14 protein-coding genes are annotated in these 19,469 nt (G+C 73.7%); 9 read left to right on the forward strand and 5 right to left on the reverse strand.

Going from position 1 to position 19,469, the window contains the following annotated elements; translation table 11 throughout:
- Window positions 1–50: 50 nt before the first annotated feature.
- A complete protein-coding gene (locus tag ACIBQ8_RS19375) occupies window positions 51–1,439 on the forward strand; it encodes a tetratricopeptide repeat protein (protein ID WP_397192608.1) in 1,389 nt (462 codons plus the stop codon).
- Between the two features lie 34 nt (window positions 1,440–1,473).
- Here the strand turns inward: ACIBQ8_RS19375 and ald are convergent, their stop codons facing one another.
- Together ald and ACIBQ8_RS19385 are read right to left on the reverse strand one after the other, a co-directional pair.
- A complete protein-coding gene (gene ald, locus ACIBQ8_RS19380; protein ID WP_397192609.1) occupies window positions 1,474–2,583 on the reverse strand; it encodes an alanine dehydrogenase in 1,110 nt (369 codons plus the stop codon).
- 52 nt (window positions 2,584–2,635) lie between these two features.
- Complete coding sequence (locus ACIBQ8_RS19385) at window positions 2,636–4,018, reverse strand: aspartate aminotransferase family protein (protein WP_397170113.1); 1,383 nt, start codon at window positions 4,016–4,018, stop codon at window positions 2,636–2,638.
- A 231-nt stretch (window positions 4,019–4,249) separates the two neighbouring features.
- Between ACIBQ8_RS19385 and ACIBQ8_RS19390 the strand changes: the two genes are divergently transcribed.
- Window positions 4,250–5,605, forward strand: a complete 1,356-nt coding sequence (locus tag ACIBQ8_RS19390) for a dipeptidase (RefSeq protein WP_352326941.1) — start codon at window positions 4,250–4,252, stop codon at window positions 5,603–5,605.
- Between the two features lie 101 nt (window positions 5,606–5,706).
- Here the strand turns inward: ACIBQ8_RS19390 and ACIBQ8_RS19395 are convergent, their stop codons facing one another.
- Entirely contained in the window at window positions 5,707–5,931 is a 225-nt protein-coding gene (locus tag ACIBQ8_RS19395; RefSeq protein ID WP_397170117.1) for a hypothetical protein, read from the reverse strand.
- A 10-nt stretch (window positions 5,932–5,941) separates the two neighbouring features.
- A complete protein-coding gene (locus tag ACIBQ8_RS19400) occupies window positions 5,942–6,397 on the reverse strand; it encodes a hypothetical protein (protein WP_397192610.1) in 456 nt (151 codons plus the stop codon).
- A 128-nt stretch (window positions 6,398–6,525) separates the two neighbouring features.
- On the opposite strand from ACIBQ8_RS19400, the gene ACIBQ8_RS19405 reads away from it, so the two are divergent.
- From ACIBQ8_RS19405 to ACIBQ8_RS19420, 4 genes are read left to right on the forward strand one after another with little or no spacing between them, the layout of a single operon-like run.
- Entirely contained in the window at window positions 6,526–7,170 is a 645-nt protein-coding gene (locus ACIBQ8_RS19405) for an alpha/beta fold hydrolase (RefSeq protein WP_397192611.1), read from the forward strand.
- Between the two features lie 57 nt (window positions 7,171–7,227).
- The gene (locus ACIBQ8_RS19410; protein ID WP_397192612.1) at window positions 7,228–7,797 is read left to right on the forward strand and encodes an ATP-binding cassette domain-containing protein; all 570 of its coding nucleotides are present in this window, start codon (window positions 7,228–7,230) and stop codon (window positions 7,795–7,797) included.
- A complete protein-coding gene (locus ACIBQ8_RS19415; protein ID WP_397170123.1) occupies window positions 7,797–10,073 on the forward strand; it encodes a YhgE/Pip family protein in 2,277 nt (758 codons plus the stop codon). The genes ACIBQ8_RS19410 and ACIBQ8_RS19415 overlap by 1 nt, the downstream gene beginning before the upstream one ends.
- Window positions 10,070–10,636 carry a TetR/AcrR family transcriptional regulator gene (locus ACIBQ8_RS19420; RefSeq protein WP_397170125.1) on the forward strand — a complete coding sequence of 189 codons (567 nt, stop codon included), beginning with the start codon at window positions 10,070–10,072 and terminating at the stop codon, window positions 10,634–10,636. The genes ACIBQ8_RS19415 and ACIBQ8_RS19420 overlap by 4 nt, the downstream gene beginning before the upstream one ends.
- A gap of 67 nt (window positions 10,637–10,703) precedes the next feature.
- Here ACIBQ8_RS19420 and ACIBQ8_RS19425 read toward each other — a convergent pair whose 3' ends face one another.
- On the reverse strand, window positions 10,704–11,225 hold the full coding sequence (locus tag ACIBQ8_RS19425; RefSeq protein WP_397192758.1) for a cysteine dioxygenase: 522 nt from the start codon (window positions 11,223–11,225) through the stop codon (window positions 10,704–10,706).
- A gap of 117 nt (window positions 11,226–11,342) precedes the next feature.
- Between ACIBQ8_RS19425 and ACIBQ8_RS19430 the strand changes: the two genes are divergently transcribed.
- The 3 genes from ACIBQ8_RS19430 (at window position 11,343) to ACIBQ8_RS19440 (ending at window position 19,435) form a co-directional block, all read left to right on the forward strand.
- Window positions 11,343–12,224 carry a LysR family transcriptional regulator gene (locus ACIBQ8_RS19430; RefSeq protein ID WP_397170127.1) on the forward strand — a complete coding sequence of 294 codons (882 nt, stop codon included), beginning with the start codon at window positions 11,343–11,345 and terminating at the stop codon, window positions 12,222–12,224.
- A 96-nt stretch (window positions 12,225–12,320) separates the two neighbouring features.
- A complete protein-coding gene (locus tag ACIBQ8_RS19435; protein WP_397192613.1) occupies window positions 12,321–12,950 on the forward strand; it encodes a LysE family translocator in 630 nt (209 codons plus the stop codon).
- 83 nt (window positions 12,951–13,033) lie between these two features.
- Window positions 13,034–19,435 (forward strand): hypothetical protein, encoded by a 6,402-nt coding sequence (locus ACIBQ8_RS19440; protein WP_397192614.1) that lies wholly within the window; start codon window positions 13,034–13,036, stop codon window positions 19,433–19,435.
- The last annotated feature ends 34 nt before the right edge of the window (window positions 19,436–19,469 follow it).

Below are 19,469 nucleotides of genomic sequence, written 5' to 3' on the forward strand. Positions count from 1 at the left end.
TGTCGGCGATTACGGTTCGCGATCGTATGATCACGTGCCACTCTGTCGCCATGGCCTGGTGGCAGGGAGAGGTGGCGACGCCGGCCGTTCCGGCGCCACGGGTGGGTGACGAGCCGGAGTTGCTGGTGGCCGCGCAGCAGGGCGACGCCCAGGCGGCCCACCGGCTCGGCAAGCTCTACGCCCAGCGCGGCGACCGCGCGGCGGCCCGGCTCTGGTGGGAGCTGGCGGCCGCGGGCGGCAACGTCGACAGCGCGTACAACCTGGGCGTCTGGCACGAGAAGCACGGCAGCCTGGAGGAGGCGGTCATCTGGTACGAGACCGCCGCGGCCACCGGCGACGCGGAGGCCGCCGCCAACCTGGCCACGCTCCTGCTCGAACAGCGCGGCGACGCCGGCGCGGCGAGGGCCTGGTTCGAACGCTCGGCCCTGGCCGGGTCGCGCGCCGCGGCCCGCCGGCTGGCGCTGCTGTGCGAGGACACCGGCGAGACCGGCGTGGCCCGCGAGTGGCACCGCAGGGCGGCCGACGAGGGCGACATGGCCTCGGCCCACGACCTCGGCTTCCTGGCCTACTCCGCCGGCGAGGACGAGGAGACCGTGCGCTGGTGGGAGTACGCCGCCAGGGGCGGCCACGCCGACTCGGCCCACTGCATGGGCCTCTACCTGCACGCCAGCCGCGACCCCGAGGGCGCCGAGGCCTACTACCGGCTGGCCGCCAAGAACGAGCACCCGGGCGCCGCCTCCCGCCTCGGCGCCATCGCCCTGTCCCGCGGCGACCTGCGTACGGCCCGCGCCTGGTACGAGCGGGCGGCCGCCGCCGGGCGGCTGGAGGACCAGCGCATGGCCGGGTTCGTCTGCGTGGAGCTCGGCGACACCCCGGCGGCCAGCCACTGGTTCGGCAGGGCGGCGGCGGGCGGCGACGCCGAGTCCGCCTTCAACTACGGCCTGCTGCTGATCGCCGAGTTCGGCGACCTGGCAGGCGGCCGCCACTGGTTCCGCCAGGCGGCGCGGGCGGGCCATCACGGCGCGGCGGTCGAGCTGGGCGGGCTGCTGACGGTCGCCGGCGAGCTGGGCGAGGCCGAGGAGTGGCTGGCCGACCCGCCGCCGCAGGCGTGGGCGCGCACCCCCGAGCCCGAGCTGGCCGCCCGCGCGGAGCTGGCGGCGGCGGCCACCGGCCGCAGGGGCGGCGTGCCGCTGTCGGTGCCCGACCTGACGGAGGTGCTGGGCACCTGGGACGTGGTGACCAGGCCGCTGCACGACCACTCCGACGTGATCGGCTGGCTGGTGGAGCGGAGCGGGGTGCACCGCAGCGCGGTCGAGCACCTGGCGTCGGTGCGCGGCACGCTGCTGCGCCCCGGCAGCGCGCCGTGGCCGGGCACGGGCGAGATCCAGCACGTCCTGGCCACCGCCCGTGACCTGCGGCGCCGACTGGGCGTGCGTTAGGGGCGCGACCGCCGGCCGCGCCCCTGGAGGAGAATCAGAGAACGTCGGCGACCGGCGTGTACGGCAGCCCCAGCGCCTGGGCGACCGGCTCGTTGGTGAGCAGGCCGTCGTGGGTGTTCAGCCCGCCCGCCTGGCCCTGGTCGGCCTTCAGCGCGTCGCGCCAGCCCAGGTTGGCCAGCTTGACCGCGTACGGGAGCGTCGCGTTGGTCAGGGCGTAGGTGGAGGTGTTGGCCACCGAGCCGGGCATGTTGGCCACGCAGTAGAAGATCGACCCGTGCACCGTGTACGTCGGCTCGGCGTGCGTGGTCGGCCGCGAGTCCTCGAAGCAGCCGCCCTGGTCGATGGCGATGTCCACGAGCACCGAGCCCGGCTTCATCCGCGCGACCAGGTCGTTGGAGACCAGCGTCGGGGCCTTGGCGCCGGGGATCAGCACCGCGCCGATGACCAGGTCGGCCTGCAGGACCTCGCGCTCGATCGCGTACGAGGTGGACACGAGGGTCTTGAGCCGGCCCTGGTAGATGGCGTCGATCTGGCGGAGCCGGTCGATGTTGGTGTCGAGCACGGTCACGTCCGCGCCCATGCCGACGGCGATCTGCGCCGCGTTGAGGCCCGACACGCCGCCGCCGATGACGACGACCTTGGCCGGGGCCACGCCGGGCACCCCGCCGGGCAGCACGCCCCGGCCGCCGTTGAACCGCATGAGGTTGTAGGCGCCCACCTGCGGCGCGAGCCGGCCCGCGACCTCCGACATCGGGGCGAGCAGCGGCAGCGTGTGGCCCACCTGCACGGTCTCGTACGCGATGCCGGTCGTCCTGGCGGCGAGCAGGGCGTCGGTGCACGGGCGGGAGGCGGCCAGGTGCAGGTAGGTGAACAGGACCAGGCCCTCGCGCAGGCGGTGGTACTCCTCCGCGATGGGCTCCTTGACCTTCAGGACCATGTCCGCCCCGGCCCAGACGGCGTCGGCGTTGTCGAGGATCTTCGCGCCCGCGGCGAGGTACTCCTCGTCGGTGATGTGTGAGCCGAGGCCGGCACCCCGCTGGACGGTGACGTCGTGACCGTTCCGCACCAGCTCGTGAACACCGGCGGGGGTGACCGCCACACGGTATTCGTGGTTCTTGACCTCGGCAGGGACGCCGATCTTCATCGTAGGGATCCTTTCGGAGACCGGCACTTCGTCGTACCGGGTGGGGAGGGTGTTAGAGGCGCGCCCACGCTTCCGAGAGCACACCCCGCAGGATGGATCCGATCTCGTCGAACTCCCTCTGCCCCGCGATCAGCGGGGGCGCGAGCTGGATCACGGGGTCGCCGCGGTCGTCCGCCCGGCAGTAGAGTCCGGCGTCGAACAGCGCCTTGGACAGGAATCCGCGCAGCAACCGCTCGGACTCCTCGGCGTTGAACGTCTCCTTGGTGGCCTTGTCCTTGACCAGCTCGATGCCCCAGAAGTAGCCCGAGCCCCGCACGTCGCCGACGATCGGCAGGTCGCGCAGGTCGTCGAGGGCGGCCTGGAAGAGGGGCTCGTTCTTGGTGACGTGGCCGAGCAGGTCCTCGCGCTCGAAGATGTCGAGGTTGGCGAGGGCCACGGCGGCCGACACGGGGTGGCCGCCGAAGGTGTAGCCGTGGGCGAACATGTTGTCGCCCTGCTTGAACGGCTCGAACAGCCGCTCGTGCGCGATCATGGCGCCGATGGGCGAGTAGCCGCTGGTCAGGCCCTTGGCGCAGGTGATGATGTCGGGCACGTAGTCGAACTTCTGGCCGCCGAACATGGTGCCGAGGCGGCCGAAGGCGCAGATGACCTCGTCGGAGACGAGCAGCACGTCGTACTCGTCGCAGATCTCGCGCAGGCGCTGGAAGTAGCCGGGGGGCGGCGGGAAGCAGCCGCCGGCGTTCTGGACGGGCTCGGCGAAGACGGCGGCCACCGTGTCGGGGCCCTCCATCTCGATGGCGCGGGCCACGCGGTCGGCCGCCCAGATGCCGTACTGCTCCGGCGACATGCCGGGGACGCCGCTGATCTCGTCGGCGCGGTAGTAGTTCGTGTTCGGAACGCGCACCGAACCGGGCACGAGGGGCTCGAACATCTGCTTGAACGCCGGGATGCCGGTGATCGACAGGGCGCCCTGCGGGGTGCCGTGGTAGGCGATCTGGCGGCTGATGACCTTGTGCTTGAGCGGCTTGCCGACGAGCTTGTAGTACTGCTTGGCCAGCTTCCACGCGGTCTCGACGGCCTCACCGCCGCCGGTGGTGAAGAAGACCCGGTTCAGCTCGCCCGGCGCCTGCTCGGCCAGGCGGGCGGCCAGCTCGGCCGCCTTGGGGTGCGCGTAGGACCACAACGGGAAGAAGGCCAGCTCCTGCGCCTGCTTGGCGGCGGCCTCGGCCAGCTCGCCACGCCCGTGCCCGACCTGGACGACGAACAGCCCGGCCAGGCCGTCGAGGTAACGCTTGCCGTGAATGTCGTAGATGTAGGACCCCTCACCGCGCACGATGGTCGGGATCTCGTTCTCCTGGTAGGCGCTGTGCCTCGTGAAGTGCAACCACAGGTTGTCCTGCGCGGCCTTCAGGACGTCGTTTTCCGGCTGCGTCATGGTTATCTTCCCTCGTGTCGAACTCTCCACAGTGTGCATCTTCACCTGCGGTTTGCCAAGCGAATCGGTCGCAGCACTATGCAAGAAAATCGAGATCCGCAGAACCGTTGTGTAACAGCAACGAAATCCGCAGGTAGATTAACGCGCGGGTCATGCCCGTTTCCATACTGTGGAACCTTCTGTGATCCAATGAGACCAAACTGCCGAGAACGACCCCCGGGGGACCGTCCCGTGACTCCTGACCAGATCGAGAGCGCCGTCGCCGCCGCGATGCCCCGAGCCATCGAGGAGCTCAAGCGGCTCGCCGCCATCCCCTCCGTGGCCTTCCCCGGGCACCCGGAGGAGCCGGTCCTCGCCGCCGCGGCGGTGACGGAGGAGCTCGTGCGCTCGGCGGGCCTGCCGCACGTCCAGCAGGTCGCCGTCGAAGGCAGCTTCCCCGCGATCTACGGCGAGGCCCCGGCCCCTCCCGGCGCGCCCACCGTCCTGCTGTACGCGCACTACGACGTGCAGCCCGCCGGCGACCTGGCCGCCTGGCGCACGCCGCCGTTCGAGCCCACCCTGATCGACGGCAAGCTGTACGGCCGCGGCTGCGCCGACGACAAGTCGGGCATCATCTCCCACATCGCCGCGCTGCGCGCCTTCCAGGGCCGGTTCCCGGTGGGCATCAAGGTCATCATCGAGGGCCAGGAGGAGTACGCGGGCGAGCGCCTGGAGGCCTTCGTCGAGCGCAACCCCGAGCTGCTGCGGGCCGACGCCATCGTGGTCGCCGACACCGGCAACCCGCGCGTCGGCGACCCGGCGGTCACCACGTCGCTGCGCGGCATGGCGGCCTTCACCATCGAGGTGCGCACGCTGCGCGAGGCCGTGCACAGCGGCTCGTTCGGCGGCGCCGCGCCCGACGCGCTTGCCGCCCTCATGCGCATGCTGACCGCGCTGCACGACGAGAACGGCGACATCCGGGTGCCCGGCCTGCCGCGCGGCAGCTTCCTCGGCCAGGGGCCCTCGGAGGAGGAGTTCAGGAAGACCGCCGGCGTGGCGGACGGCGTCTCGCTGGTCGGCTCCGGCTCGCTGGCCGACCGGCTGTGGGCCTCGTACGCCATCACCGTCACCGGCCTCGACGTGCCGACCGTGTCGGGCGCGGTGAACGCGGTCCAGCCGGCGGCGCGGGCCCGGGTGACCGTCCGGGTGCCTCCGTCCGGCGACCCGAAGACCACGGTCAACGCCGTGGTGGAGTTCCTGCGCCAGGTGGCGCCGTGGGGCGTGCAGGTGTCGTTCGACGACTTCACCGTCGGGTCCGGCTTCCAGGCCGACTCCGGCGGCAAGGCGCGGTCGGCGCTCAACCGGGCGATGGAGCGCGCGTTCGGCCGCCCGCCGCGCGACGTGGGCGCGGGCGGGTCGATCCCGCTGGTGAACACCCTGCTCAAGCAGTACCCGGCGGCCGAGATCCTGCTGTTCGGCGCCGAGGACGAGGACGCCGCCATCCACGCCCCCAACGAGCGGGTCGACCTCGACGAGCTGCGCCGGGTGGCCACCGCCGAGGCGCTGTTCCTCCAGGAGCTCAGCCTGCCGTCGGCGCTCGGCGTCTGAGCCCCGTCCCCTTGCCCGCCCGCTCGCCGCGGGCGGGGAGTCGCGTCGCCCTTCCCGGCCGGCCGCACGACGTTCCGCGGCAGCCGCCAGGAGGGGCCGCGTCAGGCGTGGTGGTCGGCCAGGCGCGACGGGTGCCTGGCCGTGCCGCGGCAGACCAGGCGCAGGCCGGTCTCCACCAGGGCCCAGCCCAGCCGCCGTTCCCAGGCGCGGGCGAGCGTCCCCGGGGCCGTCCGGCGTGGCCGGTCGGTTCGGTGGTGGGCCTGGGCGGCGGCGCGTAGTTCTTGTCCGCGTACTCGCTCGACAAGTAGGTATAAGTCGGGATTCATCCTGCTCTCCTCACGTCGTGAACGGGAACCCGTACAGGTGCACGGCCACGTTCTCGCGGCCCTCGGTGTCACCCGCCTCGCCGGCCGCCTTGCCGCGGGCCGTCCACTTCACGACCACGTCGTCGATCTCCTGCCTGAGGCCGCGCAACTCCTCCGCGGTCAGCGACAGCAGGAACTCCGACCCGAAGGACGAGTCCTGCCAGGCTTCGCTCCAGGCCCACTGCGCGTCGAGGTAGCCGTCGTACATCTCGGCGAGCTGGCGGGCGTGCAGGCGGGACAGGGTCTGGTGGACCACGACGCCCTCGGGGCTGTCGCGGAAGTCGGAGTTGCGGGTGGAGAAGCTCTCCGCCGACGTCCGCCACCAGCGCTCCCGGGCGTCGCCCCGGCCGCCCTGCGTCTCCTCGATCAGGCCGTGCGAGGCCTGCTTGCGCAGGTGATAGCTGACCAGGGAGACCGCCTCGTCCACGTTGCGAGATTTTTCTGTCGCAGGCGGTCGCCATACTGCGTCCAGGAACAGGGACACGACGAGGGAGCAGGAACCATGAGCGAGGCATCGCGGGGCGTTTCCGGCACGACGGCGCGGGGGTGAGGCGGATGGCGACGTTCGCGCTGATCCACGGCGGCGGCAGCTCCGTCTGGGACTGGCACCTGGTCGAGGCCGAGCTGCGCGCCCGGGGCCACCGCACGGTGGCCGTCGACCTGCCGATCGAGGACGAGTCGGCCGGCCTGGCCGACTACGCCGACACGGTGGCGCGGGCCGTCGGCGAGGCGGACGAGCTGGTCGTGGTGGCCCACTCGTGGGGCGGCTTCGTCGCCCCGCTGGTCTGCGACCGCCTGCCCGTCAAGCTGATCGTGCTGGTCACGGCCATGATCCCGGCCCCGGGCGAGCCGCCGGGCGACTGGTGGGCCAACACCGGCTACCGGGGCGCCGACGACCTGGACACGGTCGCGCAGTTCATGCACGACGTCCCGGAGGAGCTGGCGGAGGAGGAGCTGTCGCGGGGGCGTCCGCAGGCGGAGAAGTCGTCCGTCGAGCCGTGGCCGGGCGCGGCGTGGCCCGACGTGCCGACGCGGTTCCTGCTCTGCCGGGACGACCGGTTCTTCCCGCCCGAGTTCATGCGGCGCGTGGTCCGGGAGCGGCTCGGTGTCATGCCCGACGAGATCGGGGGCAGTCACATGGTCATGCTGTCGCGGCCGAAGGAGCTGGCCGAGCGGTTCGAGGCGTATCTCACAGTGTGACGCACCGCATCACGAGGTAATCTTTTGTACTGACCAGTCAGTTCAAGAGATGGGGTTGTGGTGATCGTCGCGGAGGGCTTGTCGATCGAGGGGGTGTACCCGGCGGTCTCGCTGAAGGCGGGCCCCGGCACGCTCACGGCGGTCGCCGGGCCGGCGGGCAGCGGGCGTACGAGCCTGCTGCTCACGCTGGCCGGGCGGATGAAGCCGACGACGGGCACGCTCTCCGTCGCCGGGCACACCAGGCCGCGGGCCATCCGCAAGGCGGCGGCGCTCGCGCTGGTCGACGGCGTGACCGATCTCGACAGAGCGCTGACGGTCAAGGAGCACCTGCGCGAGCGCAGGCGCAAGCCGTACCAGGAAGTCCTGAAGCGGGCGGGGCTCGCGGCGCCGGACACGACGCCGGTGAGCGAGCTGGACCGCGAGCAGCAGGTGCGCCTCGGCGTCGCCCTGGCCCTGCTGGACGAGCCCGCGGTGATCCTCGCCGACAACGTGGACGCGGGCCTGCCCGACGACCGCGTACAGGAGCTCTGGGACCTCCTGCGCGACCTCGGCGCCGGCCTCGGCACGGCCGTGGTCGCGAGCTGCGTGCGCCCGCCCGCCCGCTACGACCACCTCGTGGAGCTGTGATGAAGGGCATGCTGCGGTCCCGGTTGACCCGGGCTGCGCTGGCGGCGGTGATCGTGCTGCCGCTGCTGTACGCCGGACTGTACCTGTGGTCGTTCTGGGACCCCCAGGGCAACCTCGACCGGGTCCCCGTCGCGCTGGTCATGGAGGACCGCCCGGCCACGGTCGACGGCAAGACCCTGCACGCGGGCCAGGACCTGGCCGACGAGCTGCGCGAGCGCAAGACGTTCGCCTGGCACGAGGCCACGCCCCGGCAGGCGGCCGACGGGGTCGCCGACGGCAGCTACTACCTGTCGCTCACCGTGCCCGCCGACTTCAGCGCCCGCCTGGCCTCCCCCTCCGACGACACGACGACCCCCACCCCCGCCCAGCTCGGCCTGCGCGTGGACACCGGCCGCAGTTACATCGTCGGCAGCATCTCCGACGCGGTCTTCAACGAGGTGCGCGCCGCCGCCGAGCGCACGGCCATCCACGACTACTTCGACAAGGTCTTCGTCTCGATCGGCGACATCCACGACGCCACCACCGAGGCCGCCGACGGCGCCGGCAAGCTGCACGACGGCGCGGTCAAGGCCGGCGACGGCGTCTCCCGGCTCAACTCCGGCCTCGGCACCGCCGAGAACGGCGCCCGGCAGCTCTCTGTCGGCCTGAACAGCGCCAACACCGCCACCGGCAAGCTGCGCAACGGCTCGGCCCAGGTCACCGGCGGCATCGGCAAGGCCCAGCAGGCCATCGGCGAGCTGCGCGACGGCCTGCGCAAGCTCCGCAGCGAGGGCACCTCCGAGCTGCGGAAGGGCACCCGGAAGGCGGCCGACCAGGTCCACACCCAGACGCGCGCGGTCAACCAGCTCGCCGACAAGTACGTGCCGGTGCTGAACGAGTGGGGCCCGAAGGTCGCCGACGCCGCCGAGCAGGTGGCCGAGGCCGCCGACCGGCTGGCGGACGGCTCCGGGACGGGCTCCGGCACGGGCGCCGGCGCGACCCGCGCGGCTGGCAGCGCCCGCGAGGCCGCCTCGCAGGCCCAGGCCGCCCTCGACCGCCTCGGCGCGGACGCCGACCCCGAGGTGCGCTCCCTGCTGCGCAGCGCGGCGAACGCCGCAGAACGCGCCGCCGAGCAGGCCGGCTCGGCGGGCACCGGCGGCGCGGCCCGCACGGGCGGCGCCTCCGCCCTGTCCGCCCAGGCCCGCGAGCTGGCCAGGAACGCCAGGAAGATCGCGGCCGTGGCCCCGCAGATCGGCCCCAAGGTCGACCAGGTCAGGACCCAGGTGAACGCCCTGGACGACGGCCTGTCCAAGCTGGCCGCGGGCGCGGCGACCGTGGACGCGAGCCTGGCCAAGGCCGGCACCGGCGCGGGCGCCCTCTACCAGGGCGCGACCAAGCTGCACGACGGCTCGGCCCAGGTCACCAGCGGCCTCGGGCAGCTCGGCGGCGGGCTGGTCAAGCTGAGCGACGGCGCGAGCACCCTGCGCACCGGGGTCGGCCGGCTGCACGACGGCGCCGGCCAGGTGGACAAGGGCATGGACCAGCTCGCCAAGGGCTCGAAGGACCTGGCGGGCGGGCTCGGCGAGGGCGCGGAGAAGATCCCCGACTACGACGCCCAGCAGCGGGCCGCCCGCGCCGACGTGATGAGCGACCCGGTGCGGCTGGCCAAGACGGTCGACAACGAGGTCCCCAACTACGGCACCGGCTTCGCGCCGTTCTTCCTGCCGCTCGCGCTGTGGGTGGGCGCGATGATCACGTTCATGGTGCTCAAGCCGCTGAACCAGCGGCGGCTGGCCGGGACGCAGGGCGCGGTGCGCATCGCGCTGGCCGGCTGGCTGCCGGCGGTGGCGCTGGGCGCGGCCCAGGTCGGCGTGCTGGCGGCGGTGCTGCGGTTCGCCCTCGGCCTGGAGGCGGCCCACTGGCTCGGGGTGATCGGGCTGCTGCTGCTGGCGGCGGCCGCGTTCCTGGCGGTGGTGCAGGCGGTCAACGCGCTGCTCGGGCCGCCCGGCCGGGTGGTGGGGCTGGCGCTGCTGATGCTCCAGCTCACCTCGGCGGCGGGGACGTACCCGATCGAGACCTCGCCCGGGTTCTTCCAGACGATCTCGCCGTGGCTGCCGATGAGCTGGGTCGTCTCGGCGCTGCGCAGGCTGATCAGTGGCGGCGATCTGACCGTGGTGTGGCAGGCTTGCGGCGTGCTGTCCGCATTCCTCGTGCTCGGGCTCGCGCTGACCACCCTCGCGGTGGAGCGGGGCCGCGTCTGGTCCATGAAGCGCCTGCACCCCGAGCTGTCGCTTTGAGCAGGCAGGACACCCGGGCGAAGGTGTTCACGGCGGCGGTCGAGCTGATCGCCGAGCAGGGCTACGCGGCCACCACGGTCGACGCGATCGCCGAGCGCGCCGGGGTGGCCAAGGGCACCGTGTTCTACAACTTCGGCAGCAAGGAGGGCCTGTTCTCCGCGCTGCTGGAGCACTCGATCGAGCGGCTGGCGGGCGCGCTGGCCGCCGCCGACACCGGCGAGAGCGGGGTGGCCGCCCTCGACTCGGTCGTGCTCGGCCAGCTGCGCTTCTTCGAGGAGCACGGCCCGTTCGCCCGGGTGCTGCTGGCCGAGATGTGGCGCACCGCCTGGCAGGAGGCGGTGGCGCGGCTGCGCGAGAGCGCGCTCGGCGTGTACGCGGGCGTGCTGCGCAGGGCGGCGGCGAGCGGCGAGATCCGCGCCGACCTCGACGTGGAGACGGCGGCGACCGCCCTGTTCGGCATGGTTCTGACGGTCGCCATCGAACGCCGGGCCCTCTATCCCGAGCGGCCGATCGAGCAGACCCACCAGACCCTGGTCGAGCTGCTCCACGGCCGCCTCAGGTGAAGCGCGCTCAGGCGAGGCGGGCTCAGGCGAGGCGGAATCAGGTGCGGCGGAATCAGGTGCGGCGGGCTCAGCGCACCGGCAGCTCGTAGACGCGGCGCACGCTGCTGCCGAGCTTGCCGACGTCGGCCCCGTACACGTGCAGCGAGACCCCGACCTCGTCGCTGGTGTTGAGCACCATGTGGATGTCGCCGGGCGGGGCGAAGCCGCTGACCTCGCCCGGACGGTTGTCGGCGCGTCCGATCTCCATCAGGTGGTCGCCCATGTCGCGGTAGAGCGTCTCGTGCTCGATGCCGCTGAGGATGCCGAACGTACACCAGGACACGTGGTCGTGGATCACCGTGTACTGGCCGGGACGCCACACGACGGCCACGATCGAGAACTCGTCCTGGGCGTGCAGCAGGTGGGAGGCGTAGCGGTCGGGCGTGCCGAGGCGTTCCTCGGGCGTGAGGATGTCCATGCCGGGCAGCCGGTCGCGCAGCAGGTCGGCGACGGTGAACGCGGTCTCGCGGGCGCCGAGCTTCCTGGCCACGATCTCGGAGATGCCGGACACCAGAACGTCGAGCCCTGGCCTGGTGGTGGTCGCGACCATGTTCACGGTGTCCCCCTAGGGAAAATGCGGCAATTTGTCCTCCCTCTCTACGGTGGCCCATGGCGATCGATAGGTCCAACAGAAGTCTTCTGGCCTATTGATAGATACGATTGATGAATGCTCGACGTCGCCCGGCTCCGCGTCCTCGTCGCGGTGGCCCGCAAGGGGTCGCTCACCGCGGCCGCCAAGGAGCTCCACTATTCCCAGCCGTCCATCAGTCACCATCTGGCCCGGCTGGAGGCCGAGACCGGCGCCAAGCTCGTCCAGCGGGTGGGGCGCGGCATCCGGCTGACGGAGGCGGGCCGGCTGCTGGCCGACCGCGCCGCCGACATCATCGGCCGGATCGACGCCACCGCCGAGGAGCTGGCCGCCCACGTGGGCCTGCGCGAGGGCCGCGTCCGGCTGGCCGCCTTCCCGTCGGCGCTCGGCACGTTCATCCCGTCCGCCGTCCGCCGCCTGTCGGCCGCCCATCCCGGGTTGCGGCTGGAGCTCACCGAGACCGAGCCGCCCGAGGCCCTCAGGCTGCTGCGCGCGGGCCGCGTCGACGTCGCCGTGATGTTCCGGTACGACGACACCGCCCCCGAGGACGCCGGCCTGCACCTGATCCACCTCCTCGACGACCCCAGCTACCTGGTCTCCCCCGAGCCGGGCGGCGAGCTGGCCGACCACGCCGGATCCCCCTGGATCGCCGGCTGCGACCGCTGCCGCAGCCATCTGCTCGACATCTGCGCCAAGGCCGGGTTCGAGCCGCGCATCTCCTTCACCAGCGACGACATCGTGGCCGTGCAGGCGCTCGTGGCGGCCGGCATGGGCCTGACCGTGCTGCCCGGCCTGGCGCTCAGCGCCCACCGCAACCCCGACGTCGCGGCGACCCAGGTGCCCGGCTCCACCCGGCACGTCTACGCCGCCGTCTACGGCGACCCGCCGCACCCGCCGGCCACCGGCGCCCTCCTCGAAGCGCTCGGCGCGAGCCTGCCGCCCACCGCGGAAAGCCGTTGACGGCGGCCTGACGGGCACAGGAGGGAAAGCCGTTGACGCCGTCCTGCCGACGGCCACCCGAGGGAAAGTCGTTGACGGCGTCCTTACGATGAGCACATGCCGGACATCACGCATATCGCGCTGTTCTGCGCGGCCACGCTGGGGCTGCTCCTGGTTCCCGGCCCCGCGGTGCTCTACATCGTCACCCGCAGCGTCTCCCAAGGACGGTCCGCCGGGTTCGTCTCGGTGCTGGGCGTGCACGCCGGCTCGCTGGTGCACATCGGCGCGGCGGCCGTCGGCATCAGTGCGCTGATCGCGGCCTCGGCGACCGCCTTCACGATCGTCAAGTACGTGAGCGTGGCGTACCTGCTCTGGCTCGGCCTGCGCAAGCTGATGAAGCGCGGCGGCGAGCCCGAGGAGGTCGTCGAGCTGAAGGTGCAGTCCACGCGGCGGCTGTTCTGGGAGGGGTTCGTGGTCAACGTGCTCAACCCGAAGACGGCCGTGTTCTTCCTGGCGTTCCTGCCGCCGTTCACCGACCCGTCGGCGGGGCCGGTGGGGCCGCAGATCCTCCTGCTCGGCGGGTTGTGGCTGGTGCTAGGGATGGTCAGCGACGGCACGTACGCGCTGCTGTCGTCGGCGCTGGCCGGACGGCTGCGCGGGTCCGTACGGGCCCGGCGGCGGCTCGACGTGGGCAGCGGCCTGGTGTACCTCGGGCTGGCCGCGTGGCTCACAGCCGAGAAGGCATGACAAGCCGCGAAATTTCCCGCTCTTAATGCGATAGTGAGATCGATCGGGGGACAAAAGCCGGGACGTAGCAGCTAGGCGGACCCATGGACGCGCCACCGCACCGCCTCGGCCTCGAACGAGTCGTCGAGGTCTACTCGGGTCACGACGACGTGGTCGGCGTGACCGGGACCGGCCATGTGATCGGCACGGATCTCGTGCTGACGGCGTCCCTCGTCGTGGACCCCGGCGCGCCCTGCCAAGTGCGCCCGCCGTGGTCGTCCCGGTGGACGGCGGCCGAGCAGGTCTGGCGCGGGCACGGCGCGGTGCTGCTGCGGGTGCCCGGACCGCCCTGGGCCGACGTGCCGGGCATCGGGCACGTCCGGTGGGCCGCCTTGTCCGGGGAACGGGTGCCGTGCCTGGCCATGGGCTTCCCGCAGGCGTGGCGGCGGTCGGGGTTCAGGGACGTCCGGGTGCTGTCCGGAGCCGCCTGCGCCCCCACGGGCCCGGCGTCGCGGACGCTCGGCATGGACGTGACCGGCCCACCGCCTCCCATGCAGGTGTGGGCGGGCCTGACCGGGGCCGCGCTGCTGGCCGAGCCCGCCGGGCAGGTCGCCGCCGTCGTCACGGCCTCGGCCGCCGGGCACGCCCGGGGGCGGCTCGACGCGGTGCCGGTGGGCGTGCTGCTGGGCGACGACCGGTTCCGCGAGCTGACCGGGGTGGCGCCGGGCCCGCTGGAGAGCGTTTCCGCCGGTGACGGGAGGGTGGTCCTGTCCGGGCTGCTGCTGCCGGCGCGCGAGCCGTTGCCGTCCGACTGCCCGGACTGGCGGCTGCTGCTGCCGCGGCACGCCGTCGTGCCGTACTCCGGGCGGGACGGGCAGCTCGCCGCCCTGCGGGCCTGGGCCGGGGAGCCGGCCGCGCTGTCGGTCGCGGTGGTGACCGGGCGCAGCGGCACGGGCCGTACCCGGCTGGCCGGGGAGCTGTGCGAGGAACTGCGGGAAGCGGGCTGGGACGCCGGTTTCCTGGCCCTGGACGCCGCGCTCGCCGCCCTGTCCGGGCGCGCGGCGGTGTCGCTGGAGGCGATGCGGCCCTCGCTGGTGGTCGTGGAGTCGCCGGAGCCGTCCGCTCCGCTGGTGGGCGAGCTGGTACGGCGGCTGGCCAAGCACGGGCACAACCCCCGCGTACGGGTGCTGCTGCTGGCCCGCGAGCCCGGCGAGGCGGAGTGGTGGCGGCGGCTGGACACGGCGGCGGGCGGCTGGCTGCGCCGGCTCAACACCACGACCGTGCAGCTCAACCAGCATCCGCTCACCCTGAACGAGCGCACCGAGCACGCGTTCACGGCGATGAAGGCGTTCGCGCCGAGCCGGGCCGCGCTCCCCACGCCCCCGCGCCTGGACGACCCCGAGTACGGCCTGCCGCTCCGCGTCCACCTGGCGGCCCTGCTGCGGCTGCGCGGCGGCGAGACGGAGGTGCTGCCCGCGCCCGCCGTCCCGGACACCCTGCCCGGCGGCGGGATCGGCGCCCCGCCCTACCGGACGGCCCCCGAGCCCCGCCCCGGGACGTCCTGGAACGCCTTCCGTCCCGGCGGCCGGAGCGGGACCAGGACGCGCGCGGTGGTGACCGTCGGCGAGGAGCTGCTCAGCCGCTTCCTCGACCGTGAACGCGACCAGTGGGCCACCGTCTGGCCCGCCGGCCGCGCCCCCGTGGACGACACCACCGCCCGGCAGTCCGTCGCCCTGCTCACGCTCACCGCCCCCACCCCCGCCGAGCTGCCCGGCCTGCTGTCGGCCGTGCCCGCCCTGCACGGCGATCCGCAGGCCGCGGCGGTCGTCGCCGACTGGCTGGGACGCGTCTTCCCCGGCGTGGACCGGCTGTGCCCGCTCGGGCCTGACCTGGTGGCCGAGCAGGCGCTCGCCGAGACCGAGGGCCTGGACGCGCTGGTCCTGGCCGTGCACGACCACGAGCGGCGGACGGCCGGGCACCTGGCCCGCCTGCTCGACGTGCTCCGCCTGGGCGCGGAGCGGGCGGAGGTGGAGCGGGCGCTGCGTTCGCTGGTGACGTCCAGGATCGGGGCGCTGGTGGCGGAGGCGGCGGCGAACCCCGCCACCCGGCTCGGCGACCTGCTCAACGCCGCGCTCACGCGCCTGCCGGCCGACCGGGCGACGACCGCGGCGGTGGCCGCGCTGCCGTTCGCACCGCAACTGGGTGCGCAGGCGGGTGCACAGGTGGGTGCGCAGGCCGATGCGCCGGTGGATTCCCGGGCGGATTCATGGGGTCCCTTTCTGGCTGGGCCGCCGCTCGGTTTGCGGGCCCTTGAGGTGACGCTGGCCGAGTTGTCCGTACGGCATTTCCGTGCGGGCGGCAGGCGGACCGCGCTGGCGGGGGCGCTGGCCCGGCTGTCGTCCCGGTTGTCGGCCGTGGGCCGGGTGGGTGAGGCGGTGGTGGCCGCCGCCGAGGCAGTGGAGATCTTCGCGGCCGCTCCCCCGTACGAGGAGGCGGCCGGTCAGGCGGAGGCGCTGTTCGTCCTGGGGGCGTGCCTGCTGCTCGCGGGCGAGTCCGGCAGCGCGCTGCGTCCCGCCCAGGAGGCGGCGACCCGGTTCCGCATCCTGTCCGAGGACGACCCCCGGTACGCGGGACGGGCCGGGCAGGCGTACCACAACCTGGCGTGCGCGCTGCTGGACTCGGGGCGGACGGCCGAGGCGGTGGAGGCGTTCGCGGCGGCGGGCGGTGCCGGCGAGGTCGCCGCAGCCCTGACCGACATCCTCAGAACAACCCCCTTCCCCACCACCCCCGCTTCCCTACCCCAGCCCCCCACCCCCACCACCGGCCAAGCCCCCGCGCCCACCACTGGCCAAATCCCCGCGCCCGACGCCGGACCGCCTGCCATGCCGGGTGTCGTCAGGCGGGTGCCCGCGCCTGTTCCGCCATTCGCCCTCGCCGACACCGGCCCCGAACCCGAGGCGTTGCCCGAGTTGGCCGCCTGTCTTGCCGTCGCGGCCACCGCCGCCGTGTCGGGCGCGGCGCCGACCGACAGGGATCTGGCCGAGCGGTTGTGCCTGCTGGCCGGATGGCTCGGAGAACATGGCAGGGCGGCCGAGGCCGTCGCACCCGCCGCGGAGGCCGTCGTACGGCTGCGCGGCCTGGCGGACGAGGAGCCGGGCCTGCGGCTGATGCTGGCCGAGGCCGCGGCCCTGCTGGCCGGGCTCCATCGCAAGCTCGACGACCTGGATCCGGCCGAGCGGTTCGCCGCCGAGGCGGTGCGGAACCTGCGCTCGCTGGTCGCCCTCGAACCCGACCGGCACCGCCCGGCCCTCACCGTCCAGCTCCTCGACCTGGGCGAACTGCTGCTGACCGACGCGCGCCCCCGCGAGGCGCTCGACCCGCTCCAGGACGCCGCGATCCTCGCCTCCGACCTGGACGAGCGGCCCACGGCCACCAAGGCCCGCTCCAGACACCTGCTCGCCCTCTGCCTGGCCGACCTCGGCCGTCCCGCCGACGCCCGATCCCACCTGGAGGCAGCCGCCGCCCTGTACGACGCCCTGAGCACCGAAGACGCGTCCTACCAGCGACATCGTGAGGAGATCCAAGCCTGGCAGGACTCGACCACCGCCCTCACCCCTGCCGGAGAACCCGAACAACCCTGGATGACCACCCTCATCACCCCACCACCCGACGTCGCCAGAGCCGAACGAACCCTGCTCGAACGCCGCGCCGCCCTGGAACCCTCGGACAGCCCTGCATTCACCACCGGCCATGCGGCCCTGGAAGCCCCACAGGTCATGACCGTCCCTGAGGTCGTGGGCGGCGATGGGGTCATGGGCGGCCCTGAGGTCGCGGGTGGCCTTGGGGTCGCGGGTGGCCCTGAGGTCGCGGGTGGCCCTGGGGTCTTGGTGAACCCGCAAGCCCACACCGGACCGCCGCCCGCGAACAGTCCGCACACCGCGGACAGGCGGCAGAACGCGAACCATCCGCAAACCGCCAACGGGCCGCGAGCCGCGCAGGTGCAAGCGTATGCCGCCGCCCAGGCGGCCCTGGCACGCGCCTGGGCCGAAACCGGACGCGCCCGCGACGCGCTCCTCCTCGCAACCCAGGCCACCGGCCTGCTGCGACGCCACGCGGCCCCTGACCACCCCGGTGACGGAAATGACGCGCCCGGCACAGGTGGCGCGCGGGCGGGCGCAGGCGGCTCGATCGTAGGCGGCGAGGGTGGCACGGGTGGGGAGGGGGTTGGGGTTGGTGGGGGGATGTTGGGTGGGGTGGTTGTGGGTGGGGCGGTTGGGCGTGCATTAGTGGGGTTGGGGAGGTATGGGGAGGCGGTGCCTTATCTGCGGGGTGCCGTTGGGGCGTGCGGGCCGCAGGCTGAGGTCAGTTTCGTGGTCCAGCAGGAGCTGGCCAAGCTGCTCGTCCTGGAAGTCGTGGCGCTGGAGGCCACGGGCCGCCTGGAGGCCGCCGACGGCGAGGCGGAGCGGCTGGTCGCGGTGTGCGAGGGGCTGGTGGCCGAGCGGCTGGAGTCCCCAGTCGTGCTCGCGGGGGCGCTGCGTCTGCACGCGGGCCTGCGGCTGGACGCCGGGAACGTGGCAGGGGCGCTCCAATCGGTCACCCGCGCGCTGGACATCCTCGTGCCCGAGCCGCCCGAGCGCACCCGTCTGCTCACCGCCACCTGCCTGGAGCTCAGCGGCCTGTGCCACGCCGACCTGGACGAACGCGACCTCGCCGCCGCCGAGCTGGCCAAGGGCGTCGCCCTGATGGCCGAGGAGGAGGGCCCGCTCACCCGGGACCTGGCCGGCGTGCACGTGCGAGCGCTGGCCCGGCTGGCCCGGCTCCGCGTGACCGGCCACGGCCCGTCCGCCGGAACCGACTTGTACGCCCAGATCCTCCGTGTACGCCCGCTACCCCACCCCGACGTGCTCACCACGGCCGTGGACGAGCTGTCCGCCCACCTCCGCACGGCCAACCCCAGGACGGCCGCCAGGCTGCTGCCGCTGCTGACGTCGTTCGCAGAGGCCCTGGAACGCGAGGCTCCGGTCAGCGAGAACCCGCAGCTCCACGAGCGGTTCGGCCACTGCCTCATGCTGAGCGGCGCGACGGCGGCTCCGGCCGTACGCGTCCTCAAGGGGCTTGCCGCGCACGACGCCGGCCACCGGCATTCCCTGGGACTGGCGCTGGCCGCGCTCGGCGACGCCGACCTGGCCGTCCTTGAGCAGGCCGTGGACCTGCTGTCCGAGGACGGGAGGGCGCTGGCCGACACGCTGAACAGGTACGCGATCAGGCTGTTGGAGGCCGGTCGGCCGGTGGAGGCGCTGGCCCACTCCGAACGCGCCGCCGACCTCTGCGACGAGCTGGACGAGCCCGCCGTCGCCGCCGTCACGTACGCCCAGCTCGGCGCCGCTCTGGCCGCCCTCGACCGGCCGCAGGCCGCGCTGGAGGCGGTGACCTGGTCGCTGGCCGAGCAGGAACGCGCCGCGGAGGCGCGGGGCGGCGAGGCCGGGCTGCTCGGCGTGCGCGCGCAGGCGATCCAGGTGCGCGGGCAGGTGCTGCGCGCGTCCGGCCGGACGCAGGAGGCGCTGGCCCACCTGGTGGAGGCCATGCGGCTGCACGTCCGGCTCGCCCGGCCGTCGGCGGCGGCCGAGGTGGCCGGGACGGTCGCCGACGACCTGCTGGCCGCGGGGCGTCCCGAGGAGGCCGCCGAGTACGCCAGGATCGCCGTCACCGGGCTGCCGCCGCGCACGCTCAGGCATGCCCTGGCCACCCAGCGCCTGGTCAGGTGCCACATGATGCTGGGCGAGGCGCGGGAGGCGGGCGCGCTGGCCGAGGAGCTGATCCGGCTGGCCAGGCGGTCGCCGGGCGAGGTGACGTACCGGGCGATCCTGGCCGATTCGCTGGCGCAGAGCTCGGAGCTGCTGCCCCTGCTGCGGCCCGGCGCGGCGGCGGAGGCCGAGCAGCGGGCCCGCGAGGCCATCGCGATCTACGACGAGCTGCTGACCACGGGCATGAACGCCGAGGCGCTGCACGTGAGCCGGGCGGGGGCCGGGCTGACGCTGGCCGCCGCGCTCCGGCTGCGCGAGCAGCCGGCGGCGGCGGTGGGGCCGCTGCGCGAGGCCGTCGCCGTGCTCGAACGCCACGCCCCCGCGAACCCCCTGCTCGGCGGCATCCTGTCCCGCGCCATGCTCATGCTGGGCGACGCGCTGATGGAGTCGGGCCGGGCGCTGGAGGCGAGCCTGGTCTTCCATCGCGGTACCCAGGTCATCGACGACGAGCCGGCCGCCGCCGTCGCCCACGCCCGGCTCGGCTTCTGCCAGCAGGAGCTGGGCAGGGACGACGCGGCCGACACCGCCCTCCGGGTCGCCCACGGCCTGCTACGCGGCCTCCTGGCCACCGGCGGCACCACCGCGAACGGCGAGCTCGCCGAGCTGCTGCGCGACGTGCTGCGCGGCCGCCTGCGCCTGCTGGAGAAGTCCGGCAGACGCGAGGAAGCAGCCCAGGTGGAGGCCGAACTACGCACGACCTAGCCCCACGCGCGGCCGGAGCCCACGAGCGACGACG

Source organism: Nonomuraea sp. NPDC049646, from assembly GCF_044465525.1.
In the GTDB taxonomy this organism is placed as follows: Bacteria; Actinomycetota; Actinomycetes; order Streptosporangiales; family Streptosporangiaceae; genus Nonomuraea.